We start from the raw sequence: 18,626 nt of genomic DNA, 5'->3' as shown, positions 1-18,626 counted from the left end.
TCATAAGCTTTTTATTATCTCAGCTTCATATATAAGCCATCATAGAAAAAGGCTCAGAATATATGCTCTGGGAACGTTGAAACTTTTCCGGCAATACTTACAAAACGAGAATATATCTAAATAATGCTTATCGTTTTTTTATTCAAGCTTTAATAGATCAAGAAGGGGTCAGAGTAGATAAGCAAGCACTTTTTCTGGTTGAACCCTCAATGATGTATACCAATGCTATTCCCAATTATCTAAATCTTATTATATTCACACCCTACTAATTATCAAATTTCCATTTATGAAGATCAGTTGTCTGCTTCTCGACGATGACCCGCTGGTGCTGGAGTTGTTGCAGGCGTATATAGCCATGACGGATATACTAGAAGTCAAGGCCGTATTTACCGATCCGTTGGAAGCCCACAGCTACCTTACCAGCCACGAAGTGCAGGTGCTGTTCTCCGATGTTACGATGCCCCACCTCAGTGGCCTCGATCTGGTACGTGCCCTGCGTCAGCCGCCGCTGGTAGTCCTGATGACTTCCTTTCCGCAGTACGCGATGGAAGCTTTCAACCTTGACGTCATTGACTTCTTATTAAAGCCTATTTCCCTCGATCGTTTTTTGCGCTCTGTAAGCAAAGCAGTAAGCTTAATTCGCAACTCTTCGTCGAGCGAAGCGGAGATATACGACCAGATTCTGCGCCCAGGCTCCTTCTTCATCCGCACAGATTCCCAGTTTGTCCGCCTACACTACCGCGACGTGCTGTACATGGAGGCCCTCAAGGACTTCACTAAGATTAATACTGCTGACGGACGTACTCATTTGACACTGGTTAACCTCAAGAATTTGGAAGAACAATTACCCACTGGCATGTTCGTGCGCACCCATCGCTCTTATCTAGTCAATGCCAACCATATCGAGTCGGTAAGCACTCACGAAGTGCGGGTTGGCAGCCATTGCCTACCTGTAGGGCAAACGTACCGGGAGCGCCTGACGGAAGGTGTTATTGGCCGCTCGCTTATCCGGCGGCAACACTAGTATTCCGACTGATTCCGAGAATCTGAGTTGCGGCGGCGGGTAAGGTAAACCGGAACGTACTGCCCTGCCCTACCTCGCTCTCGAAGCTAAGTTTGCCACCGTTGCGCTCCACAAAGTCTTTGCAGAGCAACAGGCCCAGACCAGTACCTTTCTCACGGGCTGTACCGAGCGTGGTATGAGGTCCGCCCTGCCCAAAGATCTTCTCCCGGTCGGCAGTAGAAATCCCCATTCCTGAGTCGGTGACCGTAATTTCCCACATAGTACCCAAGGGCTGCGCCGCTACGGTTACGGTACCAGCGGCGGGCGTAAACTTAATGGCATTCGCTACCAGATTGCGCAGCACCAGCCGAATCATGTTCAAATCGGCGTGCACGACACAGGGCTCCTCGACGTGGTTTAGCAAGTAGATTCCTTTTCGTTCGGCATCACTGAGCAGCAAAGACAGAGTTTCCTCCACGGCCTCATCGAGGTATACTGGCTCAGGTCGTGTTGCTTCTCCTCCCATCTGTGCCGCTGACCAATTCAATAGGTTGTCAAGCAAGCTTAAAGTAGTATCCAGCATACGACTGAGTCGTTCGGAGTGAACGGCGAGCCGTTCGGGTGGTAGCGCGCCCATATTCAGCAGGGAAAGCATGGAATACAAAGACCCCAGCGGACTGCGCAAATCATGCGAAATCACGGAGAAGAGCGTATTTTTAGTACGATTCAAACGTCCAAGTTCATCCCGCTGGGCCTGAATATCTACGTTCTGCTGCTGAAGCAAACCATTGAGGCGGCGATGGCGCCGCCGACTGCGATACAATACTATAGCCAGCCCTATTAGTACCACTGTTCCTGTCAAGAGCACATCACGCAACAGTTGCTGACGGCGCAGCTGGCTGGCCTGAATCTGCCGATCTTTAGTCAAGAGTTGAATCTCGCGCTCTTTTTTTTCGGTTTCGTAGCGAGTCTGCAGTTCAGCTACCTGCGCCGAACGCTGCTCCGCAAACACGCTGTCCTGCAAGTCCGCATAGTGGTGCAACGCCTCCAGACTCAACGAATAGCGATTGTCGCGCTGATAGAGATTGGATAACGATTGATAAATGCTACTGACCCGGCCAAGTGCGCGCGCCTTCCGGGCTAAGGGCAAAGCTTGCTGCAGATAAGCGCTGGCTTGCTCATGATTACCAATAGAATCGTGGGCAATGGCCAAGGAGTGCAGTAAGTCAGCTACATAGCCTGGGGCTGTGGTGGGGGGCAAATTGGTGAGCGCCTGCGTATAAAAGCCCATTGCCACCTCCTGGTTGTTCATGGCCTGATATACCTGCCCAATGCTGGTAAGCGTCTGGCCGGTGCAAGCACTATCCTGATACTCTAATGCCTTACGGTAAGCACGTTGCAGATGATACAGAGCGCGGCTGTAATGGCGCTGTTGGCGGTGCACATGCGCCATGTTGTTCATGGCTACTACCGTCTGGTACTCATTGCCGGCCTTTTGCCAAGTTACCAGCGCCTGATCATGGCTTTTCAGGGCTTGGGGCCATTTAGCCTCGCTGGTATACAAATGGCCCAGCAACTCATATCCCTGGGCCATACCCGCCAAGTTCTGGAGCACAGTGAATGACTTTAAAGCCAGCAGATATGTTTCGCGTGCTTTACCGGTGTCGCCTTGGCTAAACTGGGCACTACCTAAAGCGTAACGGACACTAGCAACTTTATAGGCATCGCGCGTTCTTACGTGGTAGCGCAGTGCGGCGGCAAAGTGTGGCACTGCTTCATCGTAGCGTCGTAGTGCTTCATAGGCGCGACCCATCTGAAGTTGCGCGGCAGCAGCCTGGGGGGCATTTTTGGCGTTAGTGGCAGCTTTCAAAGCAAGTCTGGCTTGCTTTAATGAATTCTGTGGATCAGCTATAGCAACTGGGTGGCTGGCTTGCTGGTGCTGGTGCGCAAAGGTGAGCGACCGTGGACTGGCGGCGGGCGCAGCTGAAGCTGCGCTAACGCATGTTACTACCCCAATAAATAAAGCAGCCCAAGATTTAAGAGATTGACTCGATAAGTTATTCGGTTTACTCTTTACCGATAGTAAATCCACCATTTTCAGGCACGCCCACACCAGCCGTCCTTGGCGGACGCTGGTCGTTATCAGAGCGCTGAAAACGTTCGTAACTATCAAAATACCAACTCAGAACACTATATAGCGCTAAGTTGGTATTTTTTAAGTTAGAAAAAAATATTAATGAAATTCCGTTTGCAGGAAAAAGGCTCTGCAACTAAATCAAGCCACAAAAACAGTAGATTAACAATAAAAATATTCTAAAATAAAATGTGATTATTCTTATTAAAATAAATATTGATTACGTCTTTCATATCATAGCCAAAGCATGAATTCTGCATATAATTTCTTGCTAAGACCTACTGCGTGGCGGCTTCTTTCGCCTGCCATAGCCGCCACCAAGGCAGATAAGGTTGGTCGTGATGCTCGTAGTGGTAGCCGAAGAAGTAGCAACTCACAAAGGCCCACACATGATGACGAAACTGGCTGCGCGACTTGTGCGCATTATGCTCGGCGTGCTCGCCGCGGTGGGGCAGATACGTACCGAAAAAGAATAACTGTACCGTAGCCAGGATAGCCGGTATCATCCAGAAAGCAATGACGTTCGCCTGCGGGAAGAATAGTTTCAGCGCATTATATGTTGCCGCCATGAGTGCCACCTGCCACCACGTGACGTAGTTCCAGGCAAAGCGCGCCAGCCAAGGCAAAAAGCCAGGGTGGTGACCATCATGAAAATCAGGGTCATTGGGGGTGCCCACGTGGCGATGATGCTGGTGGTGCTTAGGCAGCATTCCGGGAAACCAGTTGAAGGCAAATAGCAACGCAGCTACGGTGCCTAAGCCGTTATTCAAACGCTTGTCAGCGCTTACCACGCCGTGCATAGCGTCGTGAGCGGTGATAAATAGGCCCGTGTACAAGTGCGTTTGGAGCAGCAGCAGCATATAGGGCCACGGCGTACGCCAGTCTGGCTCATACAAAGCCAGCAGAAACGTCAATAAAGCCCCCCAGCTCAGCATAATTACCCCCGCTACGAGTACGCCCTTATTACCGACCGGAGCAGGCTTGAGACGAGTAACGGAAGGTTGAGCAGTAGCGGTGGTATGCATTAAGCAATGCTAAATTTATGTAGACCTGATGTTTGCTCCTGCAATCACAGAGCTTGTTAAAGACCAAATACTAGTTTATAATTCCTTTCACAATAGATTTAAAGCGCCAACAGAGCGTCGCGCACATCTTCCATTAGCCACATGGGCGTGCTGGTAGCTCCGCAAATGCCGACCGATTGGCCTGGCTCAAACCAACTGGCGCAGATTTCTTCCACCTTCGAAATAAAGTGGGTTTGGGGGTTGGTATCCTTGCAGACCTGATACAGCACTTTGCCGTTGCTGCTCTTGGTGCCCGACACAAACACAATCTGGTCGAACTGAGCGGCAAATTTGCGCAGGTCCTTATCCCGATTGCTTACCTGCCGGCAAATGGTGTCATTGGCGTTAATGGCGTAGCCTCGCTCCTCCAGCTCGCTCTTGATGCGGTAAAAGCTGTTGGTGCTTTTCGTAGTTTGGCTGTAAAGCGTGATGTTGGGGGGCAATTCGTGCCCTAGAAGCTCGTCCAGGTTCTCAAAAACTACTGCGTTACCACTGGTCTGCCCCAGTAAGCCGCGCACCTCAGCATGACCGTGCTTGCCGTAAATGAATATTTTCTCCTGCTTGTCGTAGCTGGTTTTGATGCGGTTTTGCAGCTTGAGCACCACCGGGCACGAGGCATCAATCAAAGTCAAATTATTCTGTAAACCAGTTTGGTAGGTGCTGGGCGGCTCGCCATGGGCCCGAATCAGCACTTTCTCGTCGCGCAGTTGCGCTAAGGTATCGTAGTCGATGATGCGCAGGCCGCGCTCTTCCAGGCGCTCTACTTCCTCGTCATTGTGCACAATGTCGCCGAGGCAGTACAGGTAGCCCTGCTCTTCCAGAATATCCTCGGCCATTTGAATGGCATAGATAACGCCGAAGCAAAAGCCAGAGTTAGGGTCGATACGGACGCTCAGATGGTGCGGCATAAATCGGTAACCAAGAAAATAGCCTGAAGGTTATTGGCCAAAACGTGTCATGCTGATAAGGTACGCAATAAGTTAGGCTTGTAGTTCAGCTTACGGCCCGTAGAAGCTGATTATCTGTGTTCTACAATTTCGAAAATCCTAGCTTTTCTTCAAAAGGAAAATAACAAGATTAAGCGGTTGTGCACGTTAAAAGGCCGTGGGTGATGTAGCTTTGGGAGCCGATTTAGGTGAGCCCTTGCCATCCAACTGACCTTCCTTACCTCCTACTGCCTCTTGGTTCGCTCCTTCCTTTCCATCACGCTGCTACAAGTTATAGCTTTCGTTTCGGCGGCCTCCGCGCTCTGCTGTACCGGCACTTCCGACCCCGATGTACCAGCCAGCCATGCCATTAGCGGCAGCGTTACCAACCTGCGCAATGCTCGCGGCACCTGCTATGTGTCACTTTACAATCGCAAAGAAGGATTTCCGGGCAAGAAGTCGATAGCGACCCAAAAAGTACAGTTATCAGCGAAGGAATGTGTTTTCGTCTTTGATAAGCTGCCCAAAGGCGACTACGCCATAGCCGCCTACCACGACGAGAACAACAACGGCCGCCTCGACACCAACTTTATCGGTATTCCTACCGAAGGATTTGCCTTCTCCAATAATCCTCCTGCCGCTATGGGTCCACCATCTTTTGCCGAGGCAAAAGTGGTGGTACACGGCAGCCGCGTGAAGGTGCAGCTAACGATGAAGTATTAAGCTTGATACCTGGTTATTAAGCCGTTAATTGCTCTAGCTCCTGGGCCTGCTCCGCACTCACGTGGCCCCTGCCTATCAGGAAATTACGCACCGTATTGAACGCCTCGGCATCTAGGCCCGACTGCGGATGCTGCCTTAGCGCATCCAGCAGATACTGCCTATCTTCTTCTACGTGTGGGCTCAAACCCAGAAAAGCGGGAATATTGCTTTCCACACTGAAACGCAGAAACCGTACTTCAGCATTGTTTGAGTTGGCAGCGGCGGCTTGCTCGAAGATGCGGGCAGCAGCCTGGGCATAAGTCAGCTTGTTAAACATCGACGCGTCGCGGGCTCTAATGGCCTCGGAGGCAGCTTTATAAGCCAGCGGCAAGGCTTCGTTGCCTTGGTAATTGCTCATGAGCTTATAAAACTTCTCGCCAGCCGATTTATCGGCGGCGGCTTGCTCATAATGGCTGCGTAGGGTAGCGAGGTCGTAAGAAGAATCCATAGAGTGTAGGTGGGGTGCTGGGTTTGGGTTCTGATTTAGAAGTGTCTGAAAAAGCCCCCCAACACCTGGCTGGGGGGCTTTTTTTAAGGCTATATGGCGCGAAGCCGGTAGCGGAAGTACGAACCGACCAGCAGCAATAGTTTCGTGTTGTCGGGCACGCGCACGCGGCCGCCGAGAATTTGGGTGGCTGGAAGCTGGCGGATTTTGTGAAAAAGCTTCAGGTAGTACACGTACGCGAGGTATACGCCCAGGCGCGCCGCCCGCGGCAGCTGCACGATACCCGCGTAGCCAGCTTCGAAATCAGTGCGAATGTCGGCCTCAATGGCGCGCTTCACGGTATCGTTGAAATGCTCATAGCTCACGCCGGGGAAGTACACGCGGCCTCGTTCCTCATAGTCAGACCGGATGTCGCGCAGAAAATTGATTTTCTGAAAAGCAGCTCCCAGGCGGCGAGCGGGTTCGCGCAGGCGGTCAAACAAAGCAGTATCGCCCTCACAAAATATGCGCAGACACATCAGCCCAACTACTTCCGCCGAACCATAGATATAATCGCTGTAGAGCGACTGGTTGTAGTTGCGATCCTCCAAGTCCATTTCCATGCTCCGCAGAAAGGCCTCAATAAACTCCCGGTCAATACCGTAGCGGTGCACCATCAGCTGAAAGGCGTGCAGCACCGGGCTCAGACTGAAGCGCGTATCGAGGGCCTCGTAGGTCTGACGCCGGAAGTCAGCAAACAGAGCAGCTTTGTCGTGGTCGTGGAAAGTATCCACGATTTCGTCGGCCCAGCGCACAAAGCCATACACGGCATACACCGGCAAGTGAAACCGCGGGTCGAGCGTACGGATGCCCAACGTAAACGACGTACTGTAGCGCTTCGTAATCAGCTTACTACACGCCAAGCTGGTTTGATCAAAAAGAGCTACGTGGTCCAAGGCTATTGAAAGGCGAAGAGGTGAAATGGAATAATTACCTCCTATAAGTTGGCTGGGGGGCAATTTGTTCGGGCGGCTAGTCGATTGAGAATTCCTTAAATATTTCTCCCGCTACTACCTGCCCCGATATCAAGGAGGGCGGCACGCCGGGACCGGGCACCGTAAGCTGTCCCGTAAAATACAGATTACTTACCTTTTTACTTTTCAGCGTAGGCTTGAGAATGGCTGTCTGCTTGAGTGTATTGGCCAAACCATACGCATTGCCTTTGTAGCTATGGTAGTCGGCCACGAAGTCGCGGTGGGCGTAACTGCGTTTGTAAATCACCGCGTCGCGGATGCTTTGGCCGGTAAGGCGCTCCAAGCGGTCCATAATCAGGTGATAATACCGCTCGCGGGTTTCCTCCGGATCAGCCAAGTCTGGGGCTACGGGTACCAATAGAAACAGGTTTTCGCAGCCTTCGGGCGCTACCGTGGGATCGGTTTGAGAAGGCAGTGAGGCGTAAAAAAGTGGCTTGCTCGGCCACTGCGGCTGTTCATATATTTCCTGTGCATGGCGTCCGAAATCCTCATCAAAGAAGAGGTTGTGATGGCGCAGGTTTTTCAGGCGCTTATTTACTCCCAGATAAAACAGCAACGACGAAGGCGCCATTGTACGCGAATCCCAATATTTCTGGTCGTAGTGCCGGTGCTGGGGGGCTAATAGTTGTTGCTCAGCGTGATGGTAATCGGCGCCGGCCACTACAATGTCGGCGGAGCGGAAACCGGCAGCGGTTTGTAAGCCCGTCGCGCGGCCATTTTCCACGCGTATCTCCTGCACTTCCTGGTTGTACTCCAGCTTCACTCCTTGCTGCTGGGCTACCTGCACCATGCCTTCTACTATTTTGTGCATACCGCCCCGCGGGTACCAAGTGCCCAACGCTAGGTCAGCGTAGTTCATCAGCGAGTACAGTGCCGGCGTGTTTTCGGGCGTAGCACCCAGAAAAAGGACCGGGAATTCCATAAGCTTAATAAGCTTCTCATGCTTAAAAAAGCGACGCACGTGCCGGCTCATACTTTGCAGCACATCCAGGCGCACCGCATCAACGAGTAAGCGCGGATCGGCAAACTCCAGCAGCGAGCGGCCGGGCATATGCACAAATTTATTTATACCAACTTCATACTTGTAAGCCGCCTGCCGCAAAAACTCGTCGAGCTGCACGGCGCTGCCGGGCTCCAGCTGCTCAAACATGGTCCGAATAGCGGGCATGGCCGCCGGAATATCCAGAAAATCGTTCTCACCGAAAATGACGGCGTACGAAGGATCTAGGCGCACCAAGTCGTAGAAATCAGCGACCCGGTGCCCGAACCGGGCGAAGTACTGCTCAAACACGTCGGGCATCCAATACCAGCTCGGCCCCATATCGAAGGTGAAACCCTCGGCCCGAAATACACGTGCCCGGCCACCGGGGCCTTCGTTTTTTTCGAGCACCGTGACCTGGTAGCCGCGCTGAGCCAGGGAAGTAGCCGCCGACAGCCCCGCGAAGCCTGCCCCAATAACTAAAACGTGTTTACTCACAAATTATCAATTATGCAGATCAAATGAGAATTCTCAAACCATAAATCTTCGCCATCCAAGCAAGTCAGATTTCCTGACTGCCTTATCATACCGTTGAGTTGAGCAGAGGTTTATCAGATTGCCCCTTAAATCCAGAAAGCGGCGACATTCTGCGAAATATGCGATAAAAAAAGCGGGCCGCAGACACGCCACCTTTCGGTTTTGTACTCTGCGGCCCGCTGTACGCCCAGGCGGCGGTATTATCTCTCCCTATACTCTACACACCGGGGGCGTATACTTTCAATGCCTGCTTTAGCTCTTTGCGGGCAATGTGGATACGGTTTTTAACGGTACCAATCGGAATTTGAAGCTTCTCAGCAATCTCTAAGTACTTGTAGCCGATGTAGTACATCATAAACGGCGTCCGATAATCGGGCGAGAGCGTTGCAATAGCCTCGTTGATGTCGGTTACTACGAAGTCGCTCGAAGCGCCGTTGTGCGTGATGTAGTTCTCGTCGGTGTTAAAGTATTGGAAATACTCCGTGCTGTCAATATTGCTATTGCGCTTGGTGATCTTGTTATAGTTGTTGATGAAGGTGTTGCGCATGATAGTGTACAACCATGCCTTCAAATTGGTACCAGCCTTGAACTTGTCCTTGTTCAACAACGCCTTGAGTAAAGTTTCTTGTACCAAGTCCTTTGCATCGTCAGCGTCGCGGGTCAGGTTCATCGCCACGGGCTTCAGCGAATAGGAAATCTTCTGTACTTGATTTGTGAATTCCAGAGAGGTCATGTTGTTTAGCTTTTCGTGGCAAAAAGTTAAACAAATATACGAGAAGTTTTGAAAGTAGGATAGCTTGGAAGCAATTATTTTTCTGCGTCTCCTGTACTTGTTTTGATTAACCTAATGTACGAATGCGCTGATAATCAGGGGTAATTACAAAAGCTAAAATCGCTCTTCGCCTGTATTTGGCTGATGAACTGTACACTTTGCCGGATCAACTCCCGTTTTCTCACGTTGGAGATTTCAAACCAGAATACACAAAAAATGCCCCGTAAAAGCGGGGCATTTTTTGTGTATTTGAGGCAATAAATTTTCTAAACTGCACGCCTTCAAGCTGTACTGTACAGCCTAAGTTCTACGTCGGCGCTTAGTGACGTCGCTCATCAGCCAAAGCTAGAAAGTCGGTCATTAGACGAATCCGAGTTGCTCTGGGGGGCAAGTTTATTTCCTGATGCTGCGCTTGACTCCCATATAGGAACAATTCGCTCTCGGGGCAAAGCCTAGCGAGCTCATCTACGTACGCCTGCACATGGTCGCGCTCAGGCAGCGCTGTCATTACACAGCATACAGCATGAGGCTTATACGTATTATAAACCAACTCCAAGTCGTTAAGCGGCATGTTCTGCCCCAGATACAACACGTGGTGGCCCCGGAAGCGCAGGGCATGGTTCATAAACAGTAGCGCCAACTCATGCAACTCGCCTTCGGGCAAAAACAGCACCCAGCGCTTCGTGGTGGCCGGTGCTACCAGCGGCAAGCCATCCGTAGCAACCAGCATTTTCTGCCGCAAGAGGTTGGTTACTAAGTGCTCCTGCGCCGGATTGACGCTACCTGCCTGCCACAAAAGACCAATCCGCTGCAAAAAAGGATACACCACGTACATGATGGCCGTCTCGAAGCCCAGCTGCCGAATGGTGCTGGTAAGCACTTTGGTTAGCTGGTGCTCGTTCATTTCGAGCATAGCGGCTAAGAGCGCATTTACTTGGCGGGCATAATCATGCGGATCATCGGAGCCGGCCAGCACGGCCTGGGTCAACTGTTCTTCGCTAAGGCGGGCAACTTGCGAAATGCGCTGGCCACGGCTACATAAGGTAGCCACGTTGAGCAGGCGACGCAAATCGGCGTCGCAGTAGGTCCGAATGTTGGTAGCAGTTCGTTCAGGACGCAGCACATTATAGCGCTGCTCCCACATGCGAATAGTGGGCGCCTTAATACCTGAAAGATTTTCCAGGTCACTTATTGAGAATTGTCCCACAGCAGTAATTAATAATTAGCGGTCAATTATTAATTTTTTTCCGGCGGGCCAATGCAAAATACTTTGGTGATACCCATAGCATTCCAAACTCCTCGGAACCGTCGCGGGCGCTGGTTTTGTGATGCATCTTATGGGCCATATTGAGAGCACGGAGGTATTCACTGCGCGATTTGCGCCAGAATCGCAGACGACCATGAATCAGGACATCGTGCACAAAGAAGTAAACGGTACCGTAAGCTGCTATACCAATACCTACCCAAAAAGGCCAGTCTTTGGTTTCGGAGCTGTACATGATAAAGCCCATGGACAAGGAGCCATAAAACAGAAAGAACAGATCATTGCGCTCAAAGCGGTGCGGATGGCGCACATGGTGCGAACGGTGTAAAAACCACAATGCGCCATGTAGCACGTACTTGTGCATAAACCAAGCGACAAATTCCATTCCCAGAAAGGTGGCCGTCGTTACGGCAGCGGCTGCCAGTGGTGTCATGTGGAGTTAACCGAGGACCCGGATGGATGTTTAAAACGTGCTTTTGAACCTCAACTGATGAGCTTGAGGACCTTCGCATGCTTTCAACGATTCACATCAGTATCGGCATCCTCCCAGGTAATTTTCTCTTTATTCAAAAAAGCCGCAATACCCCGGCGGCAGTCGTTGGAGCCGCGTGCTTCAGCGTTCATTTGGGCAGCGTAGCGCAAGCTATCCTCCAAGGGCATTTCCGGAATGCGAGCCAGCATCTCTTTTGTCATTTCCATGCTTTGCGCTGAGTTCTCGACACAAAGTCGGCGGGCAAACGTGCGCACCTTTTCGGCCAGCTCTTCTTTGGGAGCCAGGAAATTGATCAGACCAAACTCAACCGCCGCCTGGGCCGAAACAACGTCGCCGGTGAGCAGTAAATGCTTGGTACGTGCCTCCCCGATTTTACGCAGCAGAAACACACTCACAATAGCGGGCAGGAAGCCAATCTTGACCTCGGTATAGCCAAACTTGGCTTCGGGCACCGCAAATGCAAAGTCGCAAATGCTGGCCAGACCGCAGCCTCCGGCCAAGGCATGGCCCTGAACCTGAGCAACGACAACCTTTTTGAGCGTATAAATCTGATGGAAAAGCTGCATTAGATGCGTAGAGTCCGACAGATTATCGGTGTAGCTGAACCCTTGTAGATCCTGAATATAAGCTAGGTCGGCGCCGGCGCAGAATGCGTCGCCGTTGGCGCGCAGCACCACTACTTTGCAGCTCTCGTCGTCTTCGGCGTATTCAAAAGCCAGCTTCAGCTCCGATACCATATCAGAGTTGAGGGCATTGCGCTTTTCAGGGCGGTTGAGCGTGATGTATCCTATAGCTTCCTGGCACTCATAACGAATGTAGCGCAGGGCTTGCAGGTCCTCGGTTGGTGTGTTTTCCATGGTCGTTGGGCTTAGCAGTGTACGGACGGCGCCGGGGAGTTGAGAAAAGCCCCCCAGACGCCAAAGAGCCGGCGCGGTAGTCAAACCTAACAAAAATGGTGCGGTAAAAGAAACGGAACCGAGCGAAGCCGCCGCTGGCTTTCCGGAATTTACTGCCTCGACTGCTGCCGAAAAGCCCCCTGCGCGGTCACATCGTGAGTACGGAATCCGGCCGCACGCAGTACCGAATCCTGGCGGGCGACATACCAGCTCCGGCACGAAGAATCGAAGACGATGGGGGGCTTTTTGCCGAACACCGCCGCCAGCTCAGCCGGCCGGACGCGGGCATTGCGGCGCAGTATGACCACGTCTACGGTCCAGGGTTGGCGGGCGGGGCTCAGATATCCCGTCACGAAAGCAAGCCGCAGGCCCCGCCACACTACCAGTACCAGTCCATCATCAGCCTGCAAAGTAGCCGGCATGGGTGCCGCCTGCCAGCCTTGATGATAGCTTACGCGGCGAGCAGCCCGCTGAATAGCACCTGGCACAATGCGGTAAGTGCGCTCGGTTTCAGAAAGCGGCAGCGAATCGACAGTCACAATGTCGGCGGAGGCTCCTTGCCAGAAGCCACACACTGAGCGGCGCGGAATGCTGTAAATTATTAGCTCCTCGTCGGTGCTTATGCGGTGGGCGGCCCATACGCGGCTGCCAGCAAAGACACCCAGCAGCGCGCAGGCCAAACCTAGCCAGGCAAGGCGTTTGGCGGCCAAAAACACGAGCACTAAAGAAATAACGCCGAATACTAGCCAGGTTTGGGGCGCCGTAAGCTGAATGCCACTGATGAGGGCGTTTGGTAGTTGTCGCCCAATCCAGAAGATGTATTCGTTGAAAGCCCAGATAATATTTTCCAGCAGAACTGCGATTACCCGCGGTACAACTTCCAGCCCCGAAGCGAATGCCGGAACCAGTGCGCCAATGCCGTGTGTAATGCCAGTGATTGTCAGCAGCCCCAGACCCACATACAGCGCCCCCGACGACAGTGGCACAGCTACCAGATTAGACAGCAAAAAGCTGAGCGGAAACTGATGGAAATAATATAACCCCAACGGAAACGTAGCTACCTGCGCCGCTAAGGTCAGGGCGGTTGCCTGCCATATCCATTCGGCTGCCCAGCCGCTGGTGTGCCACATCTGCCGAACCAAGTAGGGCTGCCAGGGGCGCTGCCGGCGGGCGGCCCACTCCCGAAAGTCTATCCAGCCAGCGATACGCGGCTGTAGATACACGATGCTGAGCACGGCCAGAAAGGAGAGCTGAAAGCCAACATCAGCCAGCAAATAAGGATCGTAGCAGAGCAGCACAAAAGCGGCTACCGCCAACGTGTTATACATCGTGCTTTGTCGCTCCGACACCCGCGCCACAATGATGAAGCTAAACATCACGGCCGCCCGCAGCACCGATGCCGAGCAGCCCGTAACAAATGCGTAGCTCCAGATAACCGCCAAACCTACGCCCGCCGACCAATACCGAAAACCTGGCGTAGCGCCAAACAAACGGCGTAACGCCCAGGTAATCAACCCAAATAAAAGCCCTACCTGCAAACCCGACACGGCCATAATGTGCGTGGTGCCGGTGTTGGCGTAGGCCCGCTTGGTTTCCTGATCAATATCATCTTTTAAGCCCAAGATCAGCGCCGAGGCAAGCGCATATTCGCGTCTGGCCGTGATATATCGCCTAAAAACGCCATCGAGCACCTGCGCCACCCGCAAACTAACGGCGCGCACATAGCTGGGAGGCAAAAATTCGATACAACGGTATTGGTCGGGATGAATAAACTGCTGATGATAGATCTGATGGTAAGCCAGATAGCGCCGATAATCGAACTCACCGGGATTGAGGGGCGCTTTGGCCGGCGCCGGCTGCCCGCGCACCAGCCACACTTCCCCGTAGCGGGGCGCGGCTATGCCCACCTCGCGCGGCACCGAAACACGAATGCCGCCCACCGCCGCTTGCCACTTCCCCTTTACCCGTACTGCCGACACGCGCAATGTAGTAGCGTACGTAGCCGGCCGCACCACTGGGTTCTCATCAACTACTGCCCGATAAAACTCTACGGGTCCATGCAGTTGACTTAAATGACCGGCCCTCCGCGATTCAGTAGCGAGTTGGGCGCTGGTAAGCCCCGCCAGAAACACGACAGCCAACGACAGCATACCCACCGCATCGTTTGCTCCGGCTAAACCACGTCGTGCAGCCAACCATTGCCCAATAACGATTAGAAAAAAGCCCCCCAGAAGCCAGGGCAGCAGTTCAGGCAGCGTTTGTCCGACATACAAATAAGTCAGAATGCCCGCCGCTAACGCAACAACCAGCCGCACAAAAGCCAAAGGAGCCCACTTAAGCTGTCGCTTCATGACCAGATAATTGAGCAGTAATCCACGAAGAAATTTTGATAGCCGCGGCCACTGATAACTGATAAAAATTTAAATCTCCCACTGAAATTATCTATAGCATTCGGGGGGCTTTTTCAGAAAGCAAAAGTCCTTCCGACTTTACGTGGGAAGGACTTTTCATAAATGTATGCAAGCAACGGTGCGGCGGTTTACGCCTTTGGTGTACCGCGCCAAATCATCTTATAGTGCTCAATATCACATTCCGTAAACTGCTCGCCCACTTTCTCAAACCCGTGGCGCTCATAAAAAGGAATGGCTCGTAATTGAGCGTGCAAATACAGAGTGGCCTCAGGATAAGCAGCGTGAGCATCTTCCAGCACGCGGTGCAACAGTGCGGCGCCTACTTGCTGGTTACGGTAGTCGGCGAGCACGGCGAACCGCTCCAGTTTCACGCCTTTCTCAGTAGGGCGCCAGCGGGCAGCGCCGCAGGGTGTGCCATCGGCAGCACGGGCTAAGTAATGGGTAGCGTCGGTGCGGTCGTGCTCGTCGTATTCGTCGTTCAGGGGCACGCCTTGCTCGTGAACGAACACGGTTTCGCGGATAGTAAAAGCGTCATCAAGGTCGCGCAGGTCAGTAATTCTTTCGGCGGTAATCACGTGGGTGGCGGTTTTAAGCTGTTTTCGCTGGTGCGAGTAAATGGCAGTTTGGGCACCACTGCTTCGTAAGCGAAGGTACACGGAACAAAAAAAGCTGCCTCCATAGGGAAGCAGCTTTTTTTAAAAGCATTCACGCTGATAGAGCTCAAAAACTATGCTCTACATCTGCTGCTCGTGGTTGACGGGCAGAGGCGTATTGTTGACAGGCGGAAAATCCGACTCAGGACGAGAATCGGGGTGCGGGCGATATAAGTCGCGCGCGGGGCGGGTAGCCTGGTCGCGCTGCGTCTGTATGTCGTAGCGGTCGTAGGCATACACAATCTCCTTCACTAGGCGGTGACGCACTACGTCCTCCGCTGTCATCTCCACGAAGCCAATACCACGCACATCGCGCAGAATATCAAGCGCTTGCAGCAAGCCTGATTTCTGCTTGGTGGGCAAGTCGATCTGGCTACGGTCGCCGTTTACCATCACCTTCGCGGTCGGGCCCATACGGGTCAAGAACATCTTGAGTTGAGATGGCGTGGTATTCTGGGCTTCATCCAGCAGCACGAACGCATTGTTCAGCGTCCGGCCGCGCATGTAGGCCAAGGGAGCAATTTCAATGATCTTATTCTCCTGATAAAACTTCAGCTTTTCGGCCGGAATCATGTCCTCCAAGGCGTCATAAATCGGGCGCAGATATGGGTCAACCTTTTCCTTCATATCGCCGGGCAGGAAACCCAGACTTTCGCCGGCCTCTACTACGGGCCGCGAGATGATGATTTTCTTGACCTCTTTGTTCTTGAGCGCCCGCACGGCCAGCGCCACCGACACATAGGTTTTACCGGTACCAGCCGGCCCTAGCGCGAAGGTCAAATCGTGCTTCATGACCGTATCCACCAGCTTCTGCTGATTAGGCGTTTTGGCCTTGATAACGCCGCCTTTGGCCCCGAACACAATAACGTCGGCTATTGAGGCCGTGGCAATAATGCGCTCCTGTTGCTCATCATCGGCCGCAGCAATGTACTCGGTCACGTTGCGGTCGGTAATGGCGCCGTACTGGTGGTAGTGCTCAATGAGCGATGATAAAATTTCGTTGATGCGGGCAATGACAGGCGTCTGGCCCTGGATTTTTATTTCGTTACCGCGGCTGATGATTTTGCTGCCGGGGAAGGCAGCCGCCAGCTGGCGTATGTTCTGGTTGTCGGGTCCGAGGAACTCGACGAGGGAGACATTTTCGAGGGTGATGATTTTCTCGACCAAATTATGAGTGCTTTAAGGCGAAGAAGTTGATAAAAAAACAAGCAATAGGGCGTTGGTAGGAGCAAATGCCTACTTTTGCCGCCCCCACCCCAGCTTATACCGGGGTCAAACAATAGTACGAAGAACTCAGGATTTCCGGCAATGGGGTTGATTACGTTTCTGTCAGATTTTGGCTACCGCGACCATTACGTGGCTGCGGTGAAGGCACGCCTACTGCAATTGGCCCCCACACAGGCTGTTCTGGACATTACTCATGCTATCGAACCCTTTAACATCGCGCACGCCTTACACGTTCTAAATGCGGTGTTTCGTGATTTTCCGCTGGGCACGGTGCATCTCCTAGGAGTTAATGATTACGGTGGAGCGCAGGGGCGGTGGCATGCCGTACAGTTTGAAGGTCATTACTTTCTGGCCGCCGACAACGGCCTGCTCACACTGCTTACCGATGGCCGCCCAGCCGATGTAGTGCGCCTGCCCGCCCAGGATACCCCCTCTCCTACCCGCGATATTCTAGCCCCTGCCGCTGTTCATTTGGCGCAGGGTGGTTCGCTCGAGGATCTTGGTCCTCTGACTACAGAGTTCTATCAGCTGCTCAACCGTCAGCTGCGCATCCAAGATCACCGCATCACGGGCCACGTGGTGCATGTGGATCATTACGGCAATCTGATTACCAATATCACCCGCACCGCTATTGAAGCAGTAGGCCACGGCCGAGCCTGCGCCGTGCATTTCGCCCGCGAAACCGTGCGCGAAATTGCCCCCCATTTTCAAGCTACCGCGCCTGGCGAAGCAGTATGCATTTATAACAGCCAAGAAGTACTTTGCATTGGCATTAACCAGGGTAATGCAGCCGAATTACTGGGACTCTATTTCGATTCGCAGGTGGATATACGCTTTGCGCTCGACTCAAATTGAGTAATATTTAAGCCACTAAAAGCTAATAGTATCACCTAGCAAAAGGGCAATTTGAGCCTCCTAAGGCACACAATATTTTGTTTATATGTTATGTTAAATTGAATCGGCCAACGTGTCATACTACAAAATGCCTTCCTTTGGGGGTCATTTCTTGTTTTTAAAAAGTCATCCTCATTTATGCTTATCCGAATCGTGCGCATGACGTTTGCGGCAGAAAACATCCCTGCCTTTTTACATCTTTTTCAGGCCACCGAAACCCGAATTCGCCAGATGCCGGGTTGCCAGCATTTAGAGTTGTGGCAGGATGCTAGTACGCCTCATATCTATTGCACCTATAGCCATTGGGAATCAGAAGAAGCGCTTAACGCTTATCGTAAGTCAGCGCTATTCGGTGAAGTTTGGCCAGCTACTAAGGCCTTGTTTGCAGCCCCAGCACAAGCATTCTCCGTAAACCCCGTTGCCCCTTAGCCAGCTTGGGTGGGCCAATTATGGCTTCTTTTTGTTTCTACTGAATGAGCTAGGCACCCTAAACTAGTGGGTTCAGGCCATTTCCCAACTCCGTAATTCATGACTGATTACTTTGAATTCTACGACTTACCCGAATCCTTTCAGCTGGATGAAGCTACTTTAAAACAGAAGTATTACGCCTTCAGCCGCGAGTTTCACCCCGATTTTCACGCTACTGCACCAGCGGAGCGCCAGCAGGAAATTCTGCATCTGGCCACTCAAAACACCAACGCCTACCGCACTCTCTCCGACCCCGATCAGCGCATGGCCTACATTCTTGGCCGCCATAATCTGCTGGAAGAAGGCAAACAGGAAATTCCTTCCGATTTTTTAATGGAGGTAATGGAGCTGAACGAACAGCTGATGGAGCCCGATCCTAATGTGGTGGCAAGTGTTGAGAATGAGGTGAATGCCATAGCTGCAACCCTCGACGCGGGCATCGAACCAGTACTCATTGGCTACCCCGGTTTGCCCCCCGATGTACGCCCCCAAGCCCTACAACAAGTGCGCACCTATTATTTGAAACGCCGATACTTGTTGCGTATTCGGGAAAGTCTGGCTAAGTTTGCCACCCGTTCCTGAGTCGTGGGAACGTAGTGAAGCCCAGATGGCGGAACCGGTAGACGCGTTGGTCTCAAACACCAATACCGCAAGGTGTGCCGGTTCGACTCCGGCTCTGGGTACA

The 18,626-nt window shown here is 52.4% G+C and carries 18 protein-coding genes and 1 tRNA gene; 6 read left to right on the top strand and 13 right to left on the bottom strand.

The genetic code is table 11. The features are described from left to right. Nucleotides 1-286: 286 nt before the first annotated feature. On the top strand, nucleotides 287-1,024 hold the full coding sequence (locus tag H8B13_RS11145) for a LytR/AlgR family response regulator transcription factor (RefSeq protein ID WP_187310859.1): 738 nt from the start codon (nucleotides 287-289) through the stop codon (nucleotides 1,022-1,024). Here the strand turns inward: H8B13_RS11145 and H8B13_RS11140 are convergent. The 3 genes from H8B13_RS11140 to H8B13_RS11130 form a co-directional block, all read right to left on the bottom strand. After that, on the bottom strand, nucleotides 1,005-2,873 hold the full coding sequence (locus H8B13_RS11140) for a tetratricopeptide repeat protein (RefSeq protein WP_187310858.1): 1,869 nt from the start codon (nucleotides 2,871-2,873) through the stop codon (nucleotides 1,005-1,007). The two genes, H8B13_RS11145 and H8B13_RS11140, sit on opposite strands and share 20 nt — an antisense overlap. A 542-nt stretch (nucleotides 2,874-3,415) precedes the next feature. Further along, nucleotides 3,416-4,162: a fatty acid desaturase gene (locus tag H8B13_RS11135; protein ID WP_187310857.1), complete on the bottom strand. Its 747-nt coding sequence runs from the start codon at nucleotides 4,160-4,162 to the stop codon at nucleotides 3,416-3,418. Nucleotides 4,163-4,260: 98 nt separating this feature from the next. Then, entirely contained in the window at nucleotides 4,261-5,109 is an 849-nt protein-coding gene (locus H8B13_RS11130; RefSeq protein WP_187310856.1) for a 4-hydroxy-3-methylbut-2-enyl diphosphate reductase, read from the bottom strand. Nucleotides 5,110-5,382: 273 nt separating this feature from the next. Between H8B13_RS11130 and H8B13_RS11125 the strand changes: the two genes are divergently transcribed. Then, complete coding sequence (locus H8B13_RS11125) at nucleotides 5,383-5,850, top strand: DUF2141 domain-containing protein (RefSeq protein WP_187310855.1); 468 nt, start codon at nucleotides 5,383-5,385, stop codon at nucleotides 5,848-5,850. Nucleotides 5,851-5,866: 16 nt separating this feature from the next. Here H8B13_RS11125 and H8B13_RS11120 read toward each other — a convergent pair whose 3' ends face one another. The 10 genes from H8B13_RS11120 to H8B13_RS11075 all read right to left on the bottom strand — a co-directional run bounded on the left by H8B13_RS11120 (nucleotide 5,867) and on the right by H8B13_RS11075 (nucleotide 16,519). After that, nucleotides 5,867-6,337, bottom strand: a complete 471-nt coding sequence (locus H8B13_RS11120) for a hypothetical protein (RefSeq protein WP_187310854.1) — start codon at nucleotides 6,335-6,337, stop codon at nucleotides 5,867-5,869. A gap of 89 nt (nucleotides 6,338-6,426) precedes the next feature. Continuing rightward, a complete protein-coding gene (locus H8B13_RS11115) occupies nucleotides 6,427-7,269 on the bottom strand; it encodes a phytoene/squalene synthase family protein (protein ID WP_187310853.1) in 843 nt (280 codons plus the stop codon). Nucleotides 7,270-7,345: 76 nt separating this feature from the next. Then, entirely contained in the window at nucleotides 7,346-8,824 is a 1,479-nt protein-coding gene (locus H8B13_RS11110) for a phytoene desaturase family protein (RefSeq protein ID WP_187310852.1), read from the bottom strand. A gap of 256 nt (nucleotides 8,825-9,080) precedes the next feature. Next, complete coding sequence (locus H8B13_RS11105; protein ID WP_187310851.1) at nucleotides 9,081-9,596, bottom strand: sigma-70 family RNA polymerase sigma factor; 516 nt, start codon at nucleotides 9,594-9,596, stop codon at nucleotides 9,081-9,083. Nucleotides 9,597-9,954: 358 nt separating this feature from the next. Further along, nucleotides 9,955-10,842, bottom strand: a complete 888-nt coding sequence (locus tag H8B13_RS11100) for a MerR family transcriptional regulator (protein ID WP_187310850.1) — start codon at nucleotides 10,840-10,842, stop codon at nucleotides 9,955-9,957. Between the two features lie 22 nt (nucleotides 10,843-10,864). Beyond that, on the bottom strand, nucleotides 10,865-11,332 hold the full coding sequence (locus H8B13_RS11095) for a sterol desaturase family protein (RefSeq protein WP_187310849.1): 468 nt from the start codon (nucleotides 11,330-11,332) through the stop codon (nucleotides 10,865-10,867). 83 nt (nucleotides 11,333-11,415) lie between these two features. Beyond that, nucleotides 11,416-12,249 (bottom strand): enoyl-CoA hydratase/isomerase family protein, encoded by an 834-nt coding sequence (locus tag H8B13_RS11090; RefSeq protein ID WP_187310848.1) that lies wholly within the window; start codon nucleotides 12,247-12,249, stop codon nucleotides 11,416-11,418. Between the two features lie 149 nt (nucleotides 12,250-12,398). Continuing rightward, nucleotides 12,399-14,639, bottom strand: coding sequence for a ComEC/Rec2 family competence protein (locus H8B13_RS11085; protein WP_187310847.1), 2,241 nt, complete (start codon nucleotides 14,637-14,639; stop codon nucleotides 12,399-12,401). 188 nt (nucleotides 14,640-14,827) lie between these two features. Next, complete coding sequence (locus H8B13_RS11080; RefSeq protein WP_315985128.1) at nucleotides 14,828-15,355, bottom strand: GNAT family N-acetyltransferase; 528 nt, start codon at nucleotides 15,353-15,355, stop codon at nucleotides 14,828-14,830. A gap of 78 nt (nucleotides 15,356-15,433) precedes the next feature. Next, nucleotides 15,434-16,519: a PhoH family protein gene (locus H8B13_RS11075; protein ID WP_187310846.1), complete on the bottom strand. Its 1,086-nt coding sequence runs from the start codon at nucleotides 16,517-16,519 to the stop codon at nucleotides 15,434-15,436. 141 nt (nucleotides 16,520-16,660) lie between these two features. On the opposite strand from H8B13_RS11075, the gene H8B13_RS11070 reads away from it, so the two are divergent. The 4 genes from H8B13_RS11070 (at nucleotide 16,661) to H8B13_RS11055 (ending at nucleotide 18,624) form a co-directional block, all read left to right on the top strand. Continuing rightward, nucleotides 16,661-17,434, top strand: a complete 774-nt coding sequence (locus H8B13_RS11070; protein ID WP_187310845.1) for an S-adenosyl-l-methionine hydroxide adenosyltransferase family protein — start codon at nucleotides 16,661-16,663, stop codon at nucleotides 17,432-17,434. A gap of 177 nt (nucleotides 17,435-17,611) precedes the next feature. Continuing rightward, nucleotides 17,612-17,902, top strand: a complete 291-nt coding sequence (locus tag H8B13_RS11065) for a putative quinol monooxygenase (protein WP_187310844.1) — start codon at nucleotides 17,612-17,614, stop codon at nucleotides 17,900-17,902. Between the two features lie 99 nt (nucleotides 17,903-18,001). Then, nucleotides 18,002-18,523, top strand: coding sequence for an iron-sulfur cluster co-chaperone HscB C-terminal domain-containing protein (locus tag H8B13_RS11060; protein WP_187310843.1), 522 nt, complete (start codon nucleotides 18,002-18,004; stop codon nucleotides 18,521-18,523). A 19-nt stretch (nucleotides 18,524-18,542) separates the two neighbouring features. Further along, nucleotides 18,543-18,624 (top strand) — tRNA-Leu (locus H8B13_RS11055). Nucleotides 18,625-18,626: the final 2 nt, after the last annotated feature.

Source organism: Hymenobacter sp. BT188 (genome assembly GCF_014333585.1).
Lineage (GTDB): Bacteria > Bacteroidota > Bacteroidia > Cytophagales > Hymenobacteraceae > Hymenobacter.
The sequence above is the reverse complement of the archived record's forward strand: the minus strand, read 5'-3'. Positions and strand labels throughout refer to the sequence as shown.

Excerpts from the sequence above, each read along its gene's own strand:
- H8B13_RS11145 (WP_187310859.1), top strand. The coding sequence starts at position 287 with ATGAAGATCAGTTGTCTGCTTCTCGACGATGACCCGCTGGTGCTGGAG.
- H8B13_RS11135 (WP_187310857.1), bottom strand. The coding sequence starts at position 4,162 with ATGCATACCACCGCTACTGCTCAACCTTCCGTTACTCGTCTCAAGCCT.
- H8B13_RS11130 (WP_187310856.1), bottom strand. The coding sequence starts at position 5,109 with ATGCCGCACCATCTGAGCGTCCGTATCGACCCTAACTCTGGCTTTTGC.
- H8B13_RS11120 (WP_187310854.1), bottom strand. The coding sequence starts at position 6,337 with ATGGATTCTTCTTACGACCTCGCTACCCTACGCAGCCATTATGAGCAA.
- H8B13_RS11105 (WP_187310851.1), bottom strand. The coding sequence starts at position 9,596 with ATGACCTCTCTGGAATTCACAAATCAAGTACAGAAGATTTCCTATTCG.
- H8B13_RS11095 (WP_187310849.1), bottom strand. The coding sequence starts at position 11,332 with ATGACACCACTGGCAGCCGCTGCCGTAACGACGGCCACCTTTCTGGGA.
- H8B13_RS11090 (WP_187310848.1), bottom strand. The coding sequence starts at position 12,249 with ATGGAAAACACACCAACCGAGGACCTGCAAGCCCTGCGCTACATTCGT.
- H8B13_RS11085 (WP_187310847.1), bottom strand. The coding sequence starts at position 14,639 with ATGAAGCGACAGCTTAAGTGGGCTCCTTTGGCTTTTGTGCGGCTGGTT.
- H8B13_RS11070 (WP_187310845.1), top strand. The coding sequence starts at position 16,661 with ATGGGGTTGATTACGTTTCTGTCAGATTTTGGCTACCGCGACCATTAC.
- H8B13_RS11065 (WP_187310844.1), top strand. The coding sequence starts at position 17,612 with ATGCTTATCCGAATCGTGCGCATGACGTTTGCGGCAGAAAACATCCCT.
- H8B13_RS11060 (WP_187310843.1), top strand. The coding sequence starts at position 18,002 with ATGACTGATTACTTTGAATTCTACGACTTACCCGAATCCTTTCAGCTG.